At 49.7% G+C, this 19,370-nt stretch carries 18 protein-coding genes; 4 read left to right on the top strand and 14 right to left on the bottom strand.

Annotation, left to right across the window (positions count from 1 at the left end; translation table 11 throughout):
* Positions 1-67: 67 nt before the first annotated feature.
* The 3 genes from AB1756_03525 to AB1756_03515 all read right to left on the bottom strand — a co-directional run bounded on the left by AB1756_03525 (position 68) and on the right by AB1756_03515 (position 3,472).
* Positions 68-1,003 carry a HisS family protein gene (locus tag AB1756_03525; protein ID MEW5806407.1) on the bottom strand — a complete coding sequence of 312 codons (936 nt, stop codon included), beginning with the start codon at positions 1,001-1,003 and terminating at the stop codon, positions 68-70.
* A 37-nt stretch (positions 1,004-1,040) separates the two neighbouring features.
* Complete coding sequence (locus AB1756_03520; GenBank protein MEW5806406.1) at positions 1,041-1,325, bottom strand: YerC/YecD family TrpR-related protein; 285 nt, start codon at positions 1,323-1,325, stop codon at positions 1,041-1,043.
* A 206-nt stretch (positions 1,326-1,531) separates the two neighbouring features.
* On the bottom strand, positions 1,532-3,472 hold the full coding sequence (locus tag AB1756_03515) for a tetratricopeptide repeat protein (GenBank protein ID MEW5806405.1): 1,941 nt from the start codon (positions 3,470-3,472) through the stop codon (positions 1,532-1,534).
* Between the two features lie 35 nt (positions 3,473-3,507).
* On the opposite strand from AB1756_03515, the gene rtcA reads away from it, so the two are divergent.
* A complete protein-coding gene (gene rtcA, locus AB1756_03510) occupies positions 3,508-4,578 on the top strand; it encodes an RNA 3'-terminal phosphate cyclase (protein ID MEW5806404.1) in 1,071 nt (356 codons plus the stop codon).
* Positions 4,579-4,605: 27 nt separating this feature from the next.
* On the opposite strand, the gene AB1756_03505 is transcribed toward rtcA, so the two are convergent.
* From AB1756_03505 to AB1756_03485, 5 genes are all read right to left on the bottom strand, one after another.
* The gene (locus AB1756_03505; protein ID MEW5806403.1) at positions 4,606-5,268 is read right to left on the bottom strand and encodes a TrkA family potassium uptake protein; all 663 of its coding nucleotides are present in this window, start codon (positions 5,266-5,268) and stop codon (positions 4,606-4,608) included.
* A gap of 114 nt (positions 5,269-5,382) precedes the next feature.
* Positions 5,383-6,717 (bottom strand): TrkH family potassium uptake protein, encoded by a 1,335-nt coding sequence (locus AB1756_03500; protein MEW5806402.1) that lies wholly within the window; start codon positions 6,715-6,717, stop codon positions 5,383-5,385.
* A gap of 82 nt (positions 6,718-6,799) precedes the next feature.
* Positions 6,800-7,981 carry a pyridoxal phosphate-dependent aminotransferase gene (locus AB1756_03495; protein MEW5806401.1) on the bottom strand — a complete coding sequence of 394 codons (1,182 nt, stop codon included), beginning with the start codon at positions 7,979-7,981 and terminating at the stop codon, positions 6,800-6,802.
* Between the two features lie 111 nt (positions 7,982-8,092).
* Positions 8,093-8,716, bottom strand: coding sequence for a hypothetical protein (locus tag AB1756_03490; GenBank protein ID MEW5806400.1), 624 nt, complete (start codon positions 8,714-8,716; stop codon positions 8,093-8,095).
* Between the two features lie 6 nt (positions 8,717-8,722).
* On the bottom strand, positions 8,723-8,977 hold the full coding sequence (locus tag AB1756_03485; GenBank protein MEW5806399.1) for a hypothetical protein: 255 nt from the start codon (positions 8,975-8,977) through the stop codon (positions 8,723-8,725).
* Between the two features lie 156 nt (positions 8,978-9,133).
* Here AB1756_03485 and AB1756_03480 point away from each other — a divergent pair, with 156 nt between their 5' ends.
* Positions 9,134-9,814 (top strand): hypothetical protein, encoded by a 681-nt coding sequence (locus AB1756_03480; GenBank protein ID MEW5806398.1) that lies wholly within the window; start codon positions 9,134-9,136, stop codon positions 9,812-9,814.
* A gap of 64 nt (positions 9,815-9,878) precedes the next feature.
* Positions 9,879-10,505, top strand: coding sequence for a hypothetical protein (locus tag AB1756_03475; GenBank protein MEW5806397.1), 627 nt, complete (start codon positions 9,879-9,881; stop codon positions 10,503-10,505).
* A gap of 84 nt (positions 10,506-10,589) precedes the next feature.
* On the opposite strand, the gene AB1756_03470 is transcribed toward AB1756_03475, so the two are convergent.
* Together AB1756_03470 and AB1756_03465 are read right to left on the bottom strand one after the other, a co-directional pair.
* A complete protein-coding gene (locus AB1756_03470) occupies positions 10,590-11,378 on the bottom strand; it encodes an ABC transporter permease (GenBank protein ID MEW5806396.1) in 789 nt (262 codons plus the stop codon).
* Positions 11,375-12,295: an ATP-binding cassette domain-containing protein gene (locus AB1756_03465; GenBank protein ID MEW5806395.1), complete on the bottom strand. Its 921-nt coding sequence runs from the start codon at positions 12,293-12,295 to the stop codon at positions 11,375-11,377. The genes AB1756_03470 and AB1756_03465 overlap by 4 nt, the downstream gene beginning before the upstream one ends.
* 317 nt (positions 12,296-12,612) lie before the next feature.
* On the opposite strand from AB1756_03465, the gene AB1756_03460 reads away from it, so the two are divergent.
* Complete coding sequence (locus AB1756_03460; GenBank protein MEW5806394.1) at positions 12,613-14,382, top strand: hypothetical protein; 1,770 nt, start codon at positions 12,613-12,615, stop codon at positions 14,380-14,382.
* Positions 14,383-14,394: 12 nt separating this feature from the next.
* Here the strand turns inward: AB1756_03460 and AB1756_03455 are convergent, their stop codons facing one another.
* From AB1756_03455 to AB1756_03440, 4 genes are all read right to left on the bottom strand, one after another.
* Positions 14,395-15,372: a sigma-70 family RNA polymerase sigma factor gene (locus AB1756_03455; GenBank protein ID MEW5806393.1), complete on the bottom strand. Its 978-nt coding sequence runs from the start codon at positions 15,370-15,372 to the stop codon at positions 14,395-14,397.
* A gap of 137 nt (positions 15,373-15,509) precedes the next feature.
* The gene (locus AB1756_03450; GenBank protein MEW5806392.1) at positions 15,510-16,745 is read right to left on the bottom strand and encodes a M20 family metallo-hydrolase; all 1,236 of its coding nucleotides are present in this window, start codon (positions 16,743-16,745) and stop codon (positions 15,510-15,512) included.
* 39 nt (positions 16,746-16,784) lie between these two features.
* The gene (locus AB1756_03445; protein ID MEW5806391.1) at positions 16,785-17,165 is read right to left on the bottom strand and encodes a PqqD family protein; all 381 of its coding nucleotides are present in this window, start codon (positions 17,163-17,165) and stop codon (positions 16,785-16,787) included.
* 36 nt (positions 17,166-17,201) lie between these two features.
* Positions 17,202-19,217 (bottom strand): oligopeptide transporter, OPT family, encoded by a 2,016-nt coding sequence (locus AB1756_03440; protein MEW5806390.1) that lies wholly within the window; start codon positions 19,215-19,217, stop codon positions 17,202-17,204.
* Between the last annotated feature and the right edge of the window lie 153 nt (positions 19,218-19,370).

Here is a 19,370-nt window from a genome sequence, read left to right as displayed (position 1 = left end):
CCTCAGGGTTCTGATCCTTTTTCTGCTCATCATGGCTTATATCAGATAAGCTATTATACATATCTGATTATATGACAAAAAAAATTTCTGTCAATACCTTTATCAAAAATTTTTGCCAAAGTTCAGTAATTACCTCGAAGGTGAGACCAGTATAGTAATCAAGGCCTCTGGCCAACGTTGGATCAATTTGGAGATTTTTCTCTGGTATGCCAAGATTTTCACAATAAGCTGAAAATTCTGCCAATTCAGCCGTATCGTATTTGGAGAGTTTTCTGAGGGTGCTTTTATTTGTCTCTTCGGCTGTAAGTATCTCAATTATCTTCTCGGCATTATCAATCCCCATCTTCTGTAATTCAGAGATAACAGCTTCTTTTCCAATCTTGGCAATCTTATCGATAATCCGAATGGCGGCTAAGCCATCGCTTTGATTGACGTTGTATGATTGCAATACAGCATTCATCAGTCGCCTTGAATTCACTTTAACCGTGATATCGGGAATGCACAGTCTCTCAAACACCGTGATAATTATTTTGGCAATTTCTGCCTCGCAGATGAGACTTTCTGATCCGATGATGTCAATATCGCATTGATAAAATTCGCGCAGGCGGCCTTTTTGCGGTTTTTCTGCCCGCCAAACACGTTGAATTTGATAGCGTTTGAAAGGAATTGGCAATTCTTGATAATTGGCCGAAACAAAACGCGCAAATGGCACGGTCAAATCATACGGCAGCGCAATGAGTCTCCCGCCGCGATCTTTGAATGAATAGGTAAGTCGATCCCCTTCCTCGCCGTATTTGCCCAAAATAGTTTCGGCCGGACAAATAATAGGCGTCTCAATTGGGGAATACCCGAATTGCTCAAATGCCTTACGGATAATTTCCATTACAGCATTACGCCGCATCATTTCCTGCGGAAGAAAATCGCGTGTCCCTTTAAGAATTGTTGGTTGAATCTTGTTCATAATAATTGGTAGTTGATTGATAAAAATAAAAAACCCGTTCATTTGAACGGGTGGCTGAAACCTCGGGTGCTTGATTCGGTTATTTCATGCGGTCAAGCACAAGATTATAGCCACCCATCCCATGATGGAACCAATGGGCTACACGGGTAACGGTGGCGGTGCTTGAACCGGTTTTCTCGCTAATTTCCCGATAGGGGACCTTATCTTTAACCATTTTGGCAACCTGAAAACGCTCTATCATCGCTTCAATTTCCGATAGAGTGCATAGGTCCCGTAAGAATGCTTTGCATTCTTTAGCCGATTTGAGCGACAAAATCGCTTCAAAAAGTTCATTTGCCTGCTTTGTAGCTAACTGTTTTTCCATAGCATTGTTTTACTGTATTAAAACAGTAACACAAGTATACTAAGCGTGTCAACACTTGTCAAGCCCAATTGTGGATAGAAATTTTTAGGGAGTCATTATGCGCGCACGGGAGGGTGGGGCAAGCACGTATCTTTTCTTTCCGCTGTCTTCAAAAAAATAGCCACGCTTGCGGGGCGCGGAGCCCCAGGGAGAGCTTTCATTTGTAGTCAGGGAATGCCGAGGCGCTGACGCACTCTCTTATGATCGGGATTGATTCGCAGGACTTCTCTGTACTCTATTTCAGCTTCCGCGCGCATCCCCTTCCTGTCAAGATAGATGGCCATGAGCAGATGCGCTTCAGCCATGTCCGGTTCATCCGCGATGAGCCTCCGGAGCAGTGTTTCCGCCTCCTCTTCCCTTCCCGTTTCCAGGAATGCTCCCGCCAATCCAAGCGAAGCCGCCGACGCCTCCGGCTCCAGCTCCAATGCCTGCCGGTAAAATTGAATGGCTTCTCTACTCCGGCCCATCAGCCGAAGAATATTTGCGCGGTTGATTTTTGCTTCCACGTGGTCGGGAAGGAGTTCATCCGCTTTAGTGAAGGCCTCGAGAGCCTCTTCAATCCTGCCTGTCCTGTAAAATACGATGCCGAGGTTGAGATATGACTGCGCATATCCCGGTTTGATCCGAATGGCGGTGCGATATTCTGATTCGGCATGAGCAAGATCACCCTTTTCCCTGTAAACGTTTCCGAGATTGAAATGCGCCTTGTACTCATCCGGCTTAAGTCCAATGGCTCTGATCAGTTCCTTTTCAGCCTCATCCAGTCGGCCGATGTCTGCCAGGGCCATCCCGTAATTAGTTCTAATAAGAGAGGATTCAGGAGCATGGCGCAGCGCAGAAGAGAAAAGTGAAAGGTTATCCTTCCAATCATTGACCCGGGCAACGGTTCTTGAAGCGAGAGAGGCTAGGACGATAATGAAGGTCAATATTGCCCATCCTTTTCTTGACACGATGACTGCACTCATCAAACGGCGAAGCCGTCTGATCCCATCGGGGAGAGCCGCCAGAAGAAACCAGCTCATTGCTCCGCTGAAAGCAACCGATGGGATGTACAGGAATCGCTCGTTCCAGGCGAATTGCGATTGTGAAGGGGTCATAATGGGCGATAAGAAGTTCGTAATCGGAATGAATGATATAAGAAAGAACCAGAGCAAATAAGAAAGAGCCGGCTTGATCCTGCGCATCTTCCAGGTCAGGACAAGAAACAAAATGAATACCGCCATTCCAGCCATGACGCTTGCCGAGAACATGGATCTCTCAAGGTGCAACTCGATCTCGATGGATAGCACAGCTGGATATACCAGAACGCGGAGGTATTCCAGAAAACCCTTCCACCAGGTCCAGAAGAAGACGGAGCGTCCCACATTCATCAATGAAGCCGTGTTAGGAGAGATATGGAGTATTCCATAATGTACGATTAGATATCCGACGAGGGTGGCCGCGTGGGGCATTGTGTTCCCGATGGCTGCCGGGAATTTTCCCTTATTCGTTTCCCGTTCGCCGGGTACAAGAAAAGTCCTAAGGAAGATGAGTCCGGGAATGATAACAGCCATCTCTTTGGAGAGAAGGGCGAGAGCGGTCGCGAGAACGGAACCCCACACCTTGAATGGATGGGGCTTTTTAGCATTGTCAAGATCGAGATTGAGCGCTGCAAGAGCGAAAAGTGTGCAGAACAGGTCTGTCCTTCCGGAGATCCAGGCCACTGACTCCACATGTACAGGATGAACGGCGAAGAGAAGCGCTGCCCCCAGTGGCACACCTCGCGGCAGAGGCAGATAACGGAACATAATGAGAACAAGACATGAAACAAGACTATGGATGATGATGTTCTGAAGATGGAAGCCCCAGGGCTTATCGTTGTAAAGCGTCCTGTCGATCATGTAGGACAGAGATACGACCGGCCGCCAGTATCCGATCTGTGAGGTATCCCTCGACTTCCGGAAGAAATCGTTGAGGAGATTATTCCTGAGTTCAGACCAATCGCGAAGGTATCGATTCTCAATGATGAGGAATCTGTCGTCCCAGATGATTCCGCAGCGTAGTGCTCCAAGGTAAACGGCAGCGGCTACAAGCGCCACGATGATCAGCTGATAGGATATTCGATTCATTCTCTCCAGGATATGATACCATTGATGCACTTCTGATGAGCAAACATTATATGGGGGAAATAGTAAAGATCGATGGAAGCTACGGGGAAGGAGGAGGTCAGATCCTGCGAACCTCTCTCGCCCTTTCCATCGTTACGGGAAAGCCTCTGCAGATATACAACATCAGAAAGGGACGGAAGCATCCCGGACTTCAACCTCAGCACCTGACATGCATCCTGGCGGCCAGAGACATTTCTTCTGCGGACACAGAAGGAGATCGTCTTGGTTCTCTCTCGCTCCAGTTCATCCCGCATGAACCAAGATCTGGAAAGTATCATTTCAATGTGGCAGAGAAAAGGGGAAGCGCTGGATCAACGACGCTGGTCCTCCATACGATTCTCCTGCCACTTGCCATGGCTCGAAATGAATCAGTAGTCACGGTCGAAGGCGGGACTCATGTCCCATGGAGTCCACCGTTACACTATCTTTCAGAAATATTCGCGCTCGTTGTCGCGAAACTCGGTTACTCATTCTCTTTTGGCATCGACAGATGGGGTTGGTATCCCAGAGGTGGCGGGTCGATCCATGCAAGAATATTTCCGAAAAAGGGGGCTCATTCCGATCTGCTGCTGGAAAGCAGAGGGAATCTGCTGGAAGTAAGTGGATTATCTGCCGTGTCGAATCTTCCCTCCTCCATCGCGGAGAGACAGTGGGACGAAGCCATAAGGCTCCTCCATCAAAAGGGATTGGATGCCGGCATTTCCATCCTTGAAGCTCCTTCCATCGGACCTGGCACCTTCCTTTTCATCAAAGCTGTCTTTGAGAACGGCGTTGCGGGATTCAGCGCTCTTGGGAGGAAGGGGAAGAGAGCGGAAGAAGTCGCTTCGGAAGCGCTCTCAGAGTTCTTTGAGTATCTTGAAACGGGAGCCGTTATGGATCCGCATCTTGCCGATCAGATACTTCTCTACCTTGCCGTTTCAGGAACCGCTCATTCCTTTACAACATCCAGAATAACTCAACACCTGCTGACCAATGCATGGGTCATTGGCAGATTCCTTCCAAATGTGGACATAACGATAGATGGTGAAGCGGAAAGACCGGGAAGGGTCATCATTCAAAGAAGATAAAGCGGAAGACTTTCAGGATCATATGACCTATTTGCTGAATTTGCGCTGAAACCTTTCGATGTCCTTGTTCTCTCCGATGATGACGAGGATGGACCCTTTCGAAATAATGTAGGACGGCGTCGGGGCGACAATCCTTCTATCCTTATTGCTATGGCTGACGGCGATGACGGTGATACCGTACTGCTGTCTGAGGTTTAGCTCCACGAGGTTCTTCCCGAAAAACTCTTCCGGCGCCTCGATCTCCATCACGCTGAATTCGCCCATGAGCGGGAGGTACTCGAGTATATTTGGATTGACGATGCTCTTGGCAAGCCTCTCCGCGGCATCTTTCTCGGGATGGATGACTTTCGAGACATCGAGGAGTTCCAGTATGTGTGCATGCTCATCCGAGATGGCCTTAACGAAGATTTCCTTGATGCCAAGCGATTTGAGGTGAAGGACGGCGATGATGCTTTTATCCATCCTGTCCCCGAGGCTAACTACCGCAACATCCACGGAATCGATGCCAAGATCCTTGAGCTGCTTCCTGTCGGTGGCATCGGCAACAATGGCTCTTGGGATGAATTCGGAGATGGCCTGCACGACGTCTGGATTGCTATCGATTGCAATAACGTCGATCCCCTGACTCTGTATGTTCTTTGCGAAATTGAACCCGAAACTCCCAAGCCCTATGATGGCTATGCTTTTCATTTTATTACCCTCTTCTCCATCCCCTTCTAAGGAAAAGGGAGACCCAGTGAATCATTTTAACCGCATCCCCTTGCGTCTTAAAATTGCTTATTACCTTTGATCAATTTTGCCTTGCTATCCTATGATGATCCCTTCCTCCGCATATTTGAACGTTCTAACATCTTTTCTCCTGCTAACGACGAAGGCAATGGTCAGCGGACCCAGTCTGCCGATGAACATCAGCAGGATTATTATGATTTTTCCACCCCATGTCAAACTGGATGTGACTCCAGTGGAAAGACCAACAGTACCGAAGGCCGATACCGCTTCGAAATTCAGATCAAAGAAACTCTCCGGACTCTCACGGTGGGGTGTATAACCGAGTTCTGTCGCCTGGAGCAGGAACGAAGCGACCGAGAGAATTACCACGCCGAGGACGAAAACGGCTACTGCCCCGCCGATCACTCTCTCGGGAATGGTCCTGCTGCGCATCTCCGTATAAATCCTCCCCATGAGGCGTGATTTTGCCAGCATGAAGAGAACAGAAGCCGTGGTCGTCTTGATTCCTCCCGCTGTACCTCCTGGCGATCCGCCGATGAACATGAGAGCGATGATCATGAAGAGGGTTGAATTGGAAAGCATCCCGATGTCCACCGTATTGAATCCTGCCGTTCGCGGAGTCACAGACTGAAAAAGGGATACGAGCATCTTTTCTTTGTAAGGCATCCCCTTCAGAGAGTTAGAGTTCTCAAAGAAGAAGAACAGGGAGGCAGAGGCGATGATGAGAATGATCGTGGCATAAAGAACAAGTCTTGTGTGGAGGGAGATAGGCCTCCGAAACCGGATGAAGTTTTCGATATCGATGATGACAAGAAAACCGATGCCACCGAGGACGATGAGGCCCATGACCATGACATTGGTAAGAATGTCTCCTCTGAAAGAGATCAGGTTATCCGTGAATGTGGAAAAACCGGCGTTACAGAAAGCCGATATGGAATGAAAGATAGAATAGTAGAGGCTCTTCCCTGCGCCAAACCGGTTCTTCCATGCCAGAAAGAGGAAGAAGGCTCCGATCATTTCGATTGAAGCTGCATAAACGATGATCCTTCTGACTATCGTGTGTGTATCAATCCGATTCGTCTGGCCGACTGAAGTAAGGATGATGTCCCTCTGGGAAAGGGTGACCTTTCGTCCCATCATGATCGCGAAGAAAGTCGAAAAGGTGATGATACCAAGTCCGCCTATTTGGATCAGGGTGAGGATGACTATCTGACCGAAAAGAGTGAATCTCGTTCCTGTATCGATAACGATGAGACCCGTGACGCACGTGGCTGATGTCGCCGTGAAGAGTGCGTCAAGGAAGGAGATCCTTTCCCCGTTGACCGAGAATGGCATGGATAGAAGAACGGCTCCGATCACGATAACAATTGCAAATGAAAGGATGAGTAGAACAGCAGGAGGTATTTTCATTCCATCACAATAAAATTTTAAAAATTTTACCCTTTTTGCATATCAACTGCAATCCAGAATTCAATGAGGAGTTTACCATCGATCACTTGATCGATCTAAAGACCTTCTTGAAGCCGGGAATTGCCTTGACGATTGTTTCATCCTCAACGCAGTAGGCAATCCGGAAATAGTGCGGTGTTCCGAAGCCGCTCCCTGGAACGGTGAGGATGTTCTCTTTCTGGAGCTCCCTGACGAATGCTACATCATCATCGATGGGGGACTTCGAGAAGAGATAGAAAGCCCCCTGAGGCTTGACGAATTCGTACCCTGCATCGCCAAGCCCCTCGCAGAGAAGATCCCTCTTCCTCCTGTACTCGTCCACATTGACCGTAGCCCTGCCGATCGATCTCAGGATGTTCTGCATCAGGGCAGGAGCGTTAACGTATCCAAGCGCTCTCATATTGAAGATCATTCCAGCAATGATCCTATCGCCATCCTTGCAACCGGGATGAACGGCGGCATAACCGATTCTTTCTCCCGAAAGTCCGAGGTCCTTGCTGGACGAGGTGACGATCATGCTGTCTCGATAGATGGGGAAAATCCATGGGCATTTCACGTTGTCATAAATTATCCGACGGTACGGCTCATCGCTGACCAAGTAGATATCCCTGCCATACCTGCGCTTGGCTTCTTCAATGGCTTTTACAAGCTCTCTCAGCGTTTCTTCAGGGTATACGACACCTGTGGGATTATTCGGCGAATTGATCAGAATAGCCTTCGTCGAAGGTGAGATCGATTCCGAGATACCGCTGACGTCGAGATTAAAATCTTTTCCGGCAGGGACGATGACGGCTCTGGCTCCCCAGTTGTCGATGTAATAAAGATACTCCACGAAGTAGGGAGAAATGATGATGACCTCGTCACCTTCGTCCAGGATCGCTTTCAGCACGATGTTGATACCGCCACCCGCACCACACGTCATTACGACATTTTCCTGAGTAACCATGACTCCTGTCTCAGCAGCCAGAACTTCCGCGATGGCTCGTCTGACTTCAGGATAGCCCGCATTCTGCATATACCTGTGCATCCCCTTCCGGGGATGGAGAACAAGAGACCTCAACTGTTCATAAAACTCCTCGGGCGGATCCAGTATGGGGTTGCCGAGCGAGAAATCGTATACTCTGTCCTCGCCCACCCTCTTCTTAAGCTCGACCCCCTCCTCAAATATCTTTCGGATCCAGGTCGTCTCTCCGACAAACTTCTCGATCTTCCTCGATATCGTCATTAACACACCTCCGAGTCATTCCTCCCTTTCATTCTCATTTCATCACGATGAGTAGAACCAGAATCCTGTCAGTACCGTGTTCTTTCTTAATCAGAGCAACACTCTATAAAGTCAGATAATATATCCTTTCACGAGGAAAAAGAGAAAGGCTATCCCCATGAGATAATACCAGAGGCGGATGCAGATCCTCGATCGTCTCATCTTCTCTTGTATTCTCTTGATCTCTATCCAGGTCTTCAGATCGTTCCTGTTGAAAGGGTCCTGGACGACCTTCTGCAGGAACCCGTGAATGAAACTATCTCCTCGCTCCAGAATGTTGTAAATCCTGATGCTGCTCGAGGGTTTCGCTCTCAAGAGAGTGAAACCAAACGGCTTCCTGCTTGGACCTAGCATGTTCTCATAGTCTATACCTTCTATAAGTCCATACTCCAAGAGCATCTCCTTCCTTCCCGCCCGGATGATGAGAGCCTCCTCCCCTACCTGAAAGCTCCACCGAAGCTGAAAGAAAAATTGGAAGATCCGGATGGCAAGGAGAAAGGCAACGGCAAAGACCAGCAGCCGGAACTGGGCGAAAAGCGGAAGCCGGGTGAACACCTCATTACGAAACGGATAGGGAGGGAGGACGTAGAAGAAAAACCCGAATAGAAAGACCTCCAGAGCGAGTACGACAGGAATGAACATGGCCGGTCTGGAATATCCGTAAATCTCTCTTTCGCTCACGTTTCCACTCACCATGGCACCTTAATGATATCCGATGACATGCTCGCATAAAAATATGAGCAAGGCGCCAATAACTATGATTAACAGGCAGATCCAGAGCATCTTCAGATTTCTCTTCGCATCGGCAGGCAACAGAAACCAGGGCCGAAGAAAATTTTCCCATCCCATCCTGTACATTTGCCTGAAGATCCTCCAGACAAGCATCCCGCCGATGCCCCATGATACGGTCATTACTATAAAAACGACGAGCTCCAGGATCCTGAAAATATCTCGCATTATGTGCGAAAATTTTTCCATTGATTGTACACTATATGAGCAACCTTTTTCACCCCTAATTCATAAGCTGTTTCCCAGGCTATGGTATAATGCCCGCGCTCGATTGATTTGCAGTTTTCTAAGAATCGATTTTCATCTCAATGAGAGGCGAAGGAGATGAGTCCATCCGGAAAGATGAAGGGTAGAACGATGAGGAAAAGCTCGCAAAAGAAGGAAAGCCATAAAGGCATTCAGCACATTCCACCAATCGCGGTCGGCGTCATGGGATCCGCCGGTGGAAAGCCTTCCAGAGTTGCATTCCGGAAAGCATTCCGGCTAGGTCAGGAAATAGCAGGTAGAGGGTTCGTCTTGGTAACGGGGGCATGCCCGGGTCTTCCGCATGAGGCGGTTAAGGGAGCTAGATCGAAGGGGGGATTCGTCATAGGGATATCACCTGCCCTGAACTTCGGCGAACACATGCTCAAATACAAGTCCCCATGCAGCGGATATAATAGCATCATATACACAGGGAGTGGACTGATGGGAAGGGAGATAGAGAACATTCGGTCCTGTGATCTCGTCATATTCGCTGGCGGAAGGTCCGGGACCCTCGGTGAATTCGCCATTGCTTACGACGAAGCGAAAGTCATCGGAGTCCTCACAGGCACAGGCGGGATCACCGAGAATCTCCAGCAGATCATCGCCTTCGTAGACAAAGATACTGGTGCCCGTGTAGTTTACGACGATAACCCCGTGAGACTCCTGGACCGATTGATTGAGATCTACAACAGGGAGATCCTTCCTTACTATCTGACCGTCGTGGCAAATGCAAATCCTCATGGGGAGATGGAAAAGTGAACCATCTTTGCAGGCATGCACCATCTATGATAAATTTCAGAATGAAAACGTAATGAGAATGCCGATGAAAATATTTAAAAGTGAAGCAGCAAGATGTCTGCTTCTTATTCTTCTTTGTTCATGTCTAGCGTCATTCTCCTTCTCCAGGGCAGAGCAACAGGAGACGGCCACTTCCCTGGATCCGGGGACAGATATAAAGGCGAAGCTCGACAATGCCATCGACGTGAAGAAGGTGAAGCCCGGACAGGAGATCTCAGCCTATACCATAAAAAGCATCAAGGTCGGGAAGAAGGTGGCTCTGCCGAAGGGAACAGAGTTGATTGGTGTCGTCCGTGAGGTATCTTACCAGGAAGGCGCCATCAACGAATCGACTCTGAAGATGGAATTCAACAGGATTATCCTTTCGAACCAGGAGATGGAACTATCAACAGTCCTTATCGATGTCGGCTACAGCATGCTACCTTCGACACCAGAACCACTCTTTCGTGAAGATGAACAGCGCCAGACCGGGACCGGTGGACTTTTAAAAGGAGGGATTGAGGAATCCGCTCAGGCAGCATCTCATCCTGATACCATGATGGTCTCCGTGCGGGAAAACGGTACGATAGTGGTCAAGGGAGCCATCATCAATCTCGAACCAGGCACTAGGATCACACTCCGCCTGAAGAAGAATCTCAATATTCCCCAATAAGTCAGGCATCTCGCCTGATGCTTCATAACCCTGGCCAGAATGCCTTGGCTTTCTCCGATATTTAATATTTCATCAATATCGCTTTTAGCGGATGAGGCGTCTCTTCATGAGGTAGATCCCCAGGCAAAAGAAGAATAGGGTGGCTACAGCAACGCCTGCAAGACCCATCCAGACCCTTGCGCTGAATGCTCCCAGAAAAGAGGCCCTGCTGAAATTCACTACATGAGTCAGAGGAAGTAAGAGCGCTACTTTCTGCGCCCAATCTGGAAGAAGCTCGATGGGGAAGAACGTTCCGCTGAAGAGAAACATGGGTGTGATGAAGAGGAAGACTGGAAGGTTGAAGGTGTCTATGCTCGGCACGATCCCCGTAAAGCAAATGGCGATCGAGGAGAAAAGAAGACCTGCCAGAAAAGAATAAGGGATTATGAGAAGCGATGAAGGATAAGTTGCATACCCGAAGGCGGAGATTACGGCAAGCATGATGATGCTGCCTACAAGGGATTTCGTTGCTCCCCAGAGAAGCTCTCCGGCAATGACATCCTCAACCATGAGCGGCGTGGCTACTATTGCATCGAATGTCTTCTGATAGTACATCCGAACAAAGGAACCATAAGTGTTCTCATAAAATGACTGGAACATCATGTCGATTGCGATCAGCCCGGGAGCGATGAAGGTGATGTAAGAGATAGTCTTGCCCATGAACTGGACTCCATCGACCAGTGCACCCAGACCGGCGCCGAAGGCAAGGATGTACAGGATCGGCTCGAGAAGCGGTGGGATGAAGTTTGTCTTCCAGGTTGCCATGTAGACATCCCTGTCCCTCCGCCAGACGTGCCACGCTTTCCAGCTTATGTTTCCCAGGAAAGTCTTCATTCCCGAAGTTCCCTACCAGTGAGTTTTAAAAAGACATCCTCCAGAGAGGCAGGTCTGTGGATGTAATGTCTCATGGCAAACCGATTAAGGATGTCATGGAAGTCTCTCTGTTCATCGCCAGAATAGATGAAAACCCTGTCCGAAGCGATCTCAAAATCCCAACCGTTTGTAGTCAAGTAATCGAGGAGAGATTCATCGTATACCCAGACCTCGAGAACCTCTTTTCCTATCAATCGTCCGGTCAGTTCCGCCGGGGTCCCTTCCACGACTATCTTCCCCTTGTCCATGATGACGATCCTATCGCAGAGCTGGGCAGCCTCTTCCATGTAGTGTGTTGTGAGGAGGATCGTCGTCCCCTCAGCCTTCAGAGCCCTTATCCTCCTCCAGATCGAGTGCCTTGCCTGGGGATCAAGCCCGGTCGTCGGCTCGTCAAGAAGCAGAAGCTCTGGCCTGTTGATAAGGGAGCGCGCGAGAACCAATCTCCGCTTCATTCCGCCGGAGAGCTCCCTTATCCTCGTATCCTTCTTATCGGTGAGCTTCATGAACTCGAGAAGCTCTTCCCCTCGCCTCCTGGCTTCCTTTTTGGAAATCCCGAAGTATCGGGCGTAGGTCGTCAGGTTCTGCAGCGCCGTGAAATCGGGATCGAGGTTGTCCTCCTGCGGGGAAACGCCGATGCGGTGCTTGATCCCTCGAGGGTTCCTGTTGACATCCAACCCGAAAACTCTAATGGAACCACTCGATATTGGAAGGAAACAGTATATCATCTTGACCGTCGTAGTCTTTCCGGCTCCGTTCGGTCCGAGGAAACCGAAGCATTCTCCTCTCCTGACGGTGAAATCGATCCCATCCACGGCGATGAGATCGCCGAACCGCTTCGTCAGAATTCTCGCTTCGACAATGTAATCTTTTGCTTCCATCGGAAGACGATTTTCCTCTTGCTCAGGGATTTGAAACTTTCGATGATATTACCAGAAACGCAAGCCTTCTGTCAAAACCACACTGCCTCCTCAGTCACCCATCTATACAGCTCGAGTTGGTCGCACGAAAAGATGCCCGCTTGCCATTCGGGAGAACAACGCTTTTTCTGGCGACTAAACCCGAGCCAGAATGCTTGCTCACCCGGATGGCTTCTTGCAGTGCGCCAAGAATGATGCGATGAGGAAATTGTGGAGCATGTTGGACAAATGCGAGAATGGGTCTTAGAATAAACGCTACAGACAATACTGGAGAAAGCATGCGAATCATCAAGAAGAAAATCTTATTTACATCTATTTCCTCAAGCCGGATCATCTCAAAGCGACGGATCATCCTGGCCACCCTTTTCTTATCTCTTCTGTTCACTGGTTATCATCTCGTTTTTGCGCAGGAGAAGAAGCCAAGCTACGGCACTGGAATCATGCTATTCCTCAGTGCTTCAGATGAAGTGATCATCGTTTCCCCAACGATGGACGAGAAGAAAATCGAGGAAGGAAGGCTTTCCTGCGAGAGAAAGAAAGCATATCTTGAGAGGAACTTCGGAATAAAAGTAAAGATCATGGCTGATACCGATCTTACGGATAATGATAAGAAGGGAAATCTCATCATCGTCGGGAAGAGCAACAGGCTCCTCCAGGAAATCTGGCAGAAGATGCCGATTCGGGTGACCCCTGATAACTTCTACTTCCTGGGAGTGGAGTATTCCAACCCGAGGGATTATGCCATCTTTCTTCAGTTCAATCCTTTCAACGCTTCGTCCGTCTTTCTTGTCTGCACAACGATAGACCCGGACATCGATAAGATCAGGCCGTTCCCCAGTATCGGATCGGATTGGGTCATCATGAGGGATTTCTCCATTATAAGACAGGGGAGATTTCATAGCGGAGTAACTTTCCCTCCCCAGGCGGATCCTCTCGCTGAATTCTACAATGGGGATACGATTGACAAATTCTATTCAGGCCTCTCGAAACACATTTCTCAATTTTACGAAGTCTACTATTCCCCTTCTTCTCTGAACAAGGAAAAAATTCCGGAGGGAGTCAGGAAGAGAGAGGCTGCGCTTCTGGCCATCCTTAAGAAGACCGGGGCAAAACCCCCGGACAGAAAATTTAAAATCTTCTGCTACAAGGATAAAAATGAGAAAAACGATATCTCCGGTTTACCGAATCCCATCCACTTTCTCGATCGCAAGAAGGAAGTCCATATGATCGAGAATATCCTCTTTGCGGATTCCACTCATGAGGATGCACACATCGTGGCAGGGTTCATCCTTTCGGACAGCGCATCCGTCCACCTGACCGAGGGATTGGCAGTATATCTGGATTCCGTATGGAAGGGAAAATCTCTATCTTACTGGAGCGGATTCTTCTTGAGACTCGGTACGCTTCCCAGCGTTGCCAGACTTCTCGATGAAAGAGAATTCGTCAGGTTCGCAAGCGATTTCTCCTTCCCGCTCATCGGTTCACTGACTGAAACCATCATAGAAAAATATGGAATGGAAAAGTTCAAGATCCTCCTCGGGAAAGATAAGATATCGGACAGCATCCTCAGGAGCGTGATCGGACAGGATCTGACCCAGCTTGAATCCACATGGCTATCTGACATCAAGACAAAATCGGCCGCCCACTCCAGGAACATCGAATTTGACCTGCACAACAATGCAGCACGGGAATCTCTCGAGAAGAAGGATTACTCTTCAGCTGCAATAGAACTCCTCAAGGCGCTGGAGATCATTCCTGATGATCCCCAGGTCCTTTTCAACCTTGCCTCCGCCTACATCCGCATTCCTGATCTGCAGCAATCCGAAAAATATTTTATGAAGCTTGTGAGCCTCGACTTGCCAGAATCAGAACGTCGCTTCATCACCTTCGGACATTACCAGCTGGGAAGGGTCTACGACCTGATGGGGAAGAGAGAGAAAGCCGTTGAGGAATACAACAAGGTCCTGGCGCTTCCCGATATGCACAACTCTCATCGGTTGGCCAGGGAAAGGTTAGATCGGCCCGCCACGGATTACGATTTTGAGTGAGGAGCAGACATTTCATTTGATGAAATGGACAATCTCTGTCCCTAACTCATTCTCAAGATATTTTCTCAGTTTCTTTTTGAGTCGTTCTTCTGTCTGACGCACAGCTTCACGGGTTATCCCGAACCTCTTCCCTATCTCCTGAAGCGTCGCCTGTTCATCGCTCAGGATTCTCTCCTCCAGGATCGCAAGTTCTTTCTTGTTCAGCTTCTCCTTGAATATCTTCAGTTTGCCCTTAACGATCTCTTCGAGCTCTCCCCTTGCCGCTTTCTCATCTGGCAACTCTTCACCGGATGCGATGAAATCCGCTCTCGGAGCGCTGCTTTCATCGCTCACCGGAGCATTAAGGGAGACATCTCTAGATTCCAGGCTCTGCTGGACGTCGATGACGTCCTGCTCGGTTGCTCCAAAGCGTTCTGCCAGAAGCTTGGTCCCAACGGTAAAACCCAGATCCTCGAGTCTTCTCTTTTCCTCCTGCAGGTTATGAATCAGCCGCCTCCTAACATTGGTCGTACCGACCCGTACTAGCCTGATGTTATCGAGGATATATTTAAGGATGTAGGCTCTGATCCACCAGGTGGCATATGTAGGGAAGCGGACTCCGAGGTCCGGGTCGAATTTATGCGCTGCCTGAAGAAGACCGAGGTTTCCCTCCTGGATGCAATCCAGGACGTTCTGGCAGGCTCTGCGGAACTTCAACGATATCTTGACTACGAGCATCAGATTTGCCGTGATGAGTCGCAGAGCAGCCTCCCTGTCGCCACTTTCCTTAAACCTCTTTGCAAGGACGATTTCTTCTTCTGGTGTCAGGACAGGAAATTTACGGACTTCGGCAATGTATTTTTGAAGAGTATCCGTAGGAGCAATGGTGGTATCCAGCCTGGCCAGAGAGGCTTCGGACTTCTTCTCTTTCGCGCCAGCGCCAGCATCATTCCATCCATGATCCGCATCAAAATCAGATGCTTCGATCTCTTCTCTTTCCTTTTCTTCCATATGAGCAGTTCTTAGCCGAATCCCTATCATCACTAACCGCGGCATTCTGCTACGGTCCCCCGTCCGGACGACGGTTTTTCAATCATTCCCGTATGATGTTAGCATAAAAAGAGGCTTTTCTTAAAGGAAGGAGTGTATCACTTCTGCAGGAAGATATGGGCGAATACCTTGGCATCCCCTGCGATATTATCTATATAGCAGTACTCGTTGTAGGAATGGGCAGACTCATCAAGTCTTGACCAGACCGCGGCATGAAAACCGCCTCTTCTGAAGAGCGCTGCAACCGTTCCCCCGCCGATCCCCATCGGCTTACCATCTACGTTGTATACATCCTTGATTGCTTTCTTGAGGGCAATGACGACCGGGGCATCGGTCGGAGTCGGTGGCGCGGCATCAGCTCTCTGGGGATATTCCGTCGTGATTTTGACCTTTGACCCCTCCTCAACCTCCTTGATCATTTTCGAAACTTCGGCCAGAACATCATCCACCTTGTATTTCGGCAGGATCCGGAAATCCGTGTAGAAGACATCCTCGCCCGGAATTGTGTTGACGTTCGGAACGTTGTTCTCCTTTTTCGTAGGCTCGAACGTGCTGATCGGAGGATCGAAAACGGGGTCCTTATCCGGGAATTTCTTGTAGAGAGAATCGATCATCAGGAGGAGCGTGGCAGCCGCCTTGTGGGCGTTGATCCCCCTCTCAGGAGTGCTTCCATGGCACTGCTTCCCGATCGTTCTGTACTTCGTCCATAGGATGGATTTTTCAGCCACCTCGATCATGGAGCCGTCTTCATTTCCCGCATCAGGGACGATGATGAGGTCCTCTTTCCTGAAGAAGCTGGAGTTTTTGATAACGTAATCGATACCATAGTCGCTTCCCGTTTCCTCATCCGAGACGATGGCCAGGCCTACATCATACTCGGGGGTGACCCCCAGCTCTCTGAGGGCCTTGACCGCCATCAGGGAGGCAACCATCCCCTGCTGGTTGTCCTCGACTCCCCTGCCGATGAGTTTGTTTCCTTCCACTCTCACCTTGTAGGGATCGCCTTTCCATTCGCTCAACTCTCCAGGCGGAACTATGTCCATATGGGACATAACCCAGATTGTATGCGAGCTGTTCTTTCCTTTGATCCTGGCGATAATGTTGGGTCGAGTCCCTTCCGGAACCCTGGGATCCGGAGCATTGCACTCCTCGATTGAGTCAACGCCGATCTTCTTCAAATAGGCTATGATATATCTTGCCTTCTCCCACTCCCCCTTCCCGCCATTTACAGGGCTTAACGCAGGAATAGCCGTTAACTCCATCTGGAGTTTGATGATCTCATCCCGGTACGTGTCGATTTTCTTTGCTGCATCAGAAAAATTCTTCTCCACCATAAAACACCATCCTTTCAATGAGACTGGATGCCTCTACTATTATCCTTCATGTTCAGGAGCGGGAACATTGACATAACTGATGAATCGATCGGATTCCAGCTTCCTGAAAAATAGAGCAAGCCGGTCATAGACCGGCTCGACTCTTTCTCCAAATGAGTTTCTGAGACCTGCTCCAATCTCACGAACCGTCGTTTTCCCATCACAGTGATTCCATACCCAGGAGCCGATGTCATCGAGACCGATCTTCCAGTTAGGTTTTTTCAGCCTCGGCAACAGAAATCTGACGAGGAACCTGTTTCTGAACTTTGGGTAGATCAGGATGACGCTATCACCATCAAGCTCCCATGCACACACCCTGTCCGGGATCAGATCGAGCAGGTTGACGTTCACTACCCCCTTAGATCGCTTTGATGCTTTCATCTATCGATTCTTCCAACGAGCGAAGCGATGAGCTCATCACATGATTGCACTTGGTGGCGCCGGCTCATCAGGCTTCCCAGCATTCTTGATCGGGAAGTACGAGAGAACAAGCCCGATGATGATGAAGATAAAGAGACTCGTGATGAAGGAAGACACCTTGAAGGCTTGTGGAACCGGAATCTCGTAAAAAGCCATGGCCGCAAAGACCAATCCTATCAGCGCCTCTCCAGCGATGAGTCCCGAGGCGATCAAGATCCCGTTGTTCTCCACGCGAGCCTTTTGCGCCGCGTTGAATTTCTTCATCTCGCCGATTTTATCGACTATTCCCCGGATCAGACCGCCGATGAAAATGGCAAAGGTCGTCTCCAGGGGGAGATACATGCCGACGCAGACAAGCATCGGACTTCGAACCTGCAGGAGGATCAATCCAAAAGCCATGATCATACCGACGATGATCAGAGGCCAGGCCATCTGGCCACCGACGATTCCCTGGGAAACGAGGGCCATAAGGCTGGCCTGCGGTGCTGGAAGAGCTCTTCCACCAAAACCGATCCCCCCTCCTTTGATATCTCCTACATGAAGAACAAGGAGCGGGAAGAACATGACGAGGGCGGCAAGACCTACGCCGATGAGGTCCCCCACCTGCATCTTCCATGGGGTACCACCAAGGATGTGTCCGACTTTCAGGTCCTGGAGCATCTCACCGGCAACGGCTGCTGCCACGCATACGACACCGGCAACACCTAGGACTGCTGCCACTCCAGCTACTCCGGTCTGCCTCAGGATGACCATGAGAAGGGCAGCCACGATGAGAGTGGAGAGGGTTAAGCCGCTGATCGGGTTGTTGCTTGAACCGATGAGACCGACAAGGTATCCGGACACGGCAGCGAAGAAGAACCCCGCGATGATCATGACGACGGTTGCTAAGAGAGCGGCACCTGCGTTATGCGCGAAGTGGTTGTAAACGAAGAAGGTGAGGACACCCGAGATGAGGATTCCTGTGATGATCCAGCTAAACTTTATATCCTTGTCCACCCGGCTGACGACATGCGTCCCCGCAGCCGCTTTCTTGACATCGCTGACAGAACGGGCAAGACCACCAATCAGGCTCTTGCGCATTCTGAAGAGAGTGTATGCTGCGCTCATCAACATGCCTCCGATTGCTATGGGACGCACGATGAAGCGCCAGACGCCATATGCCATCGCGGTCCATTGGGCTTCCGGTGTCGCTCCTTCTGGTTTTATCAACGACTCCAGGTTAGGACCAAGGAAATATAGAAGAAGTGGAACGAATAGACCCCAGCTCAACAGAGCGCCGCTGAAGTTCAGTGAAGCCAGCCGGGGTCCGATGATGTATCCAACGCCAATGTAAGCAGGGCTAACGCCCGGCGTGGAGATGAGGGCTCCGCCGCTGCCCGACGCCTGAGCGCCGGCAGTTCGAAGATCTATCACCGACTTTTTGAAATGTATGAACTTCTCCCAGCTAGCCGCAAAAACGTTAAGCTTGCCAAGAAACTGGACCAGAGCTCCGAAGCCGAGGGCACCGAAAAGATACATGGCTCCCGTACCGCCTCTTCTCCCTGCCTTATGGATCTCTCCGGCAGCAACAGACTCGGGGAATGGAAGCTCGGCATCCTCGACCATGACACGCCTGAGCAGCGTAACAAACAGAATCCCGACGATTCCTCCAACGAGCATGATGGCCGTTGCTTCCAGGTAACGGAGAGGCGTATCGAACTTGTCCCAAACGCCGGCAATCAGAAAGGCCGGGATGGTGAATATGGCTCCAGCGGCAACCGATTCACCAATGGAACCAACCGTTCGCGCAAAGTTCTCTTCCAGGATGCTGCCTTTGAAAATGCGGAGAACCGCCATTCCTATTACGGCCGCGGGATAGGTCGCGGCGATCGTCATCCCAGCCTTCAGACCCAGATAGGCATTAGCCGCTCCGAGGACGACGCACATCACGAGTCCGACCAGCAACGCCTTCAACGTGAACTCACTCATGGACATTTCCGGTGGAACATATGGTTTGAACTCACCTGCTGCCATTAGTCACCTCCAAATCAAGAAAGAACCACCTAGTTTGAGCGATTTTTAGCATAAGAAATCCCACCCAATGAGTTATACTGTTGATATGAAACAAAAAACAACAGACAGCAACTTTGCTGTCCTTAACCCATAGGGTGGGAGGAAATCATGAAA

The sequence above is a fragment of the Acidobacteriota bacterium genome (genome assembly GCA_040752675.1).
Lineage (GTDB): Bacteria > Acidobacteriota > Polarisedimenticolia > JBFMGF01 > JBFMGF01 > JBFMGF01.
Note: the sequence above shows the minus strand (reverse complement) of the source record. Positions and strands in the feature narration are given on the sequence as shown.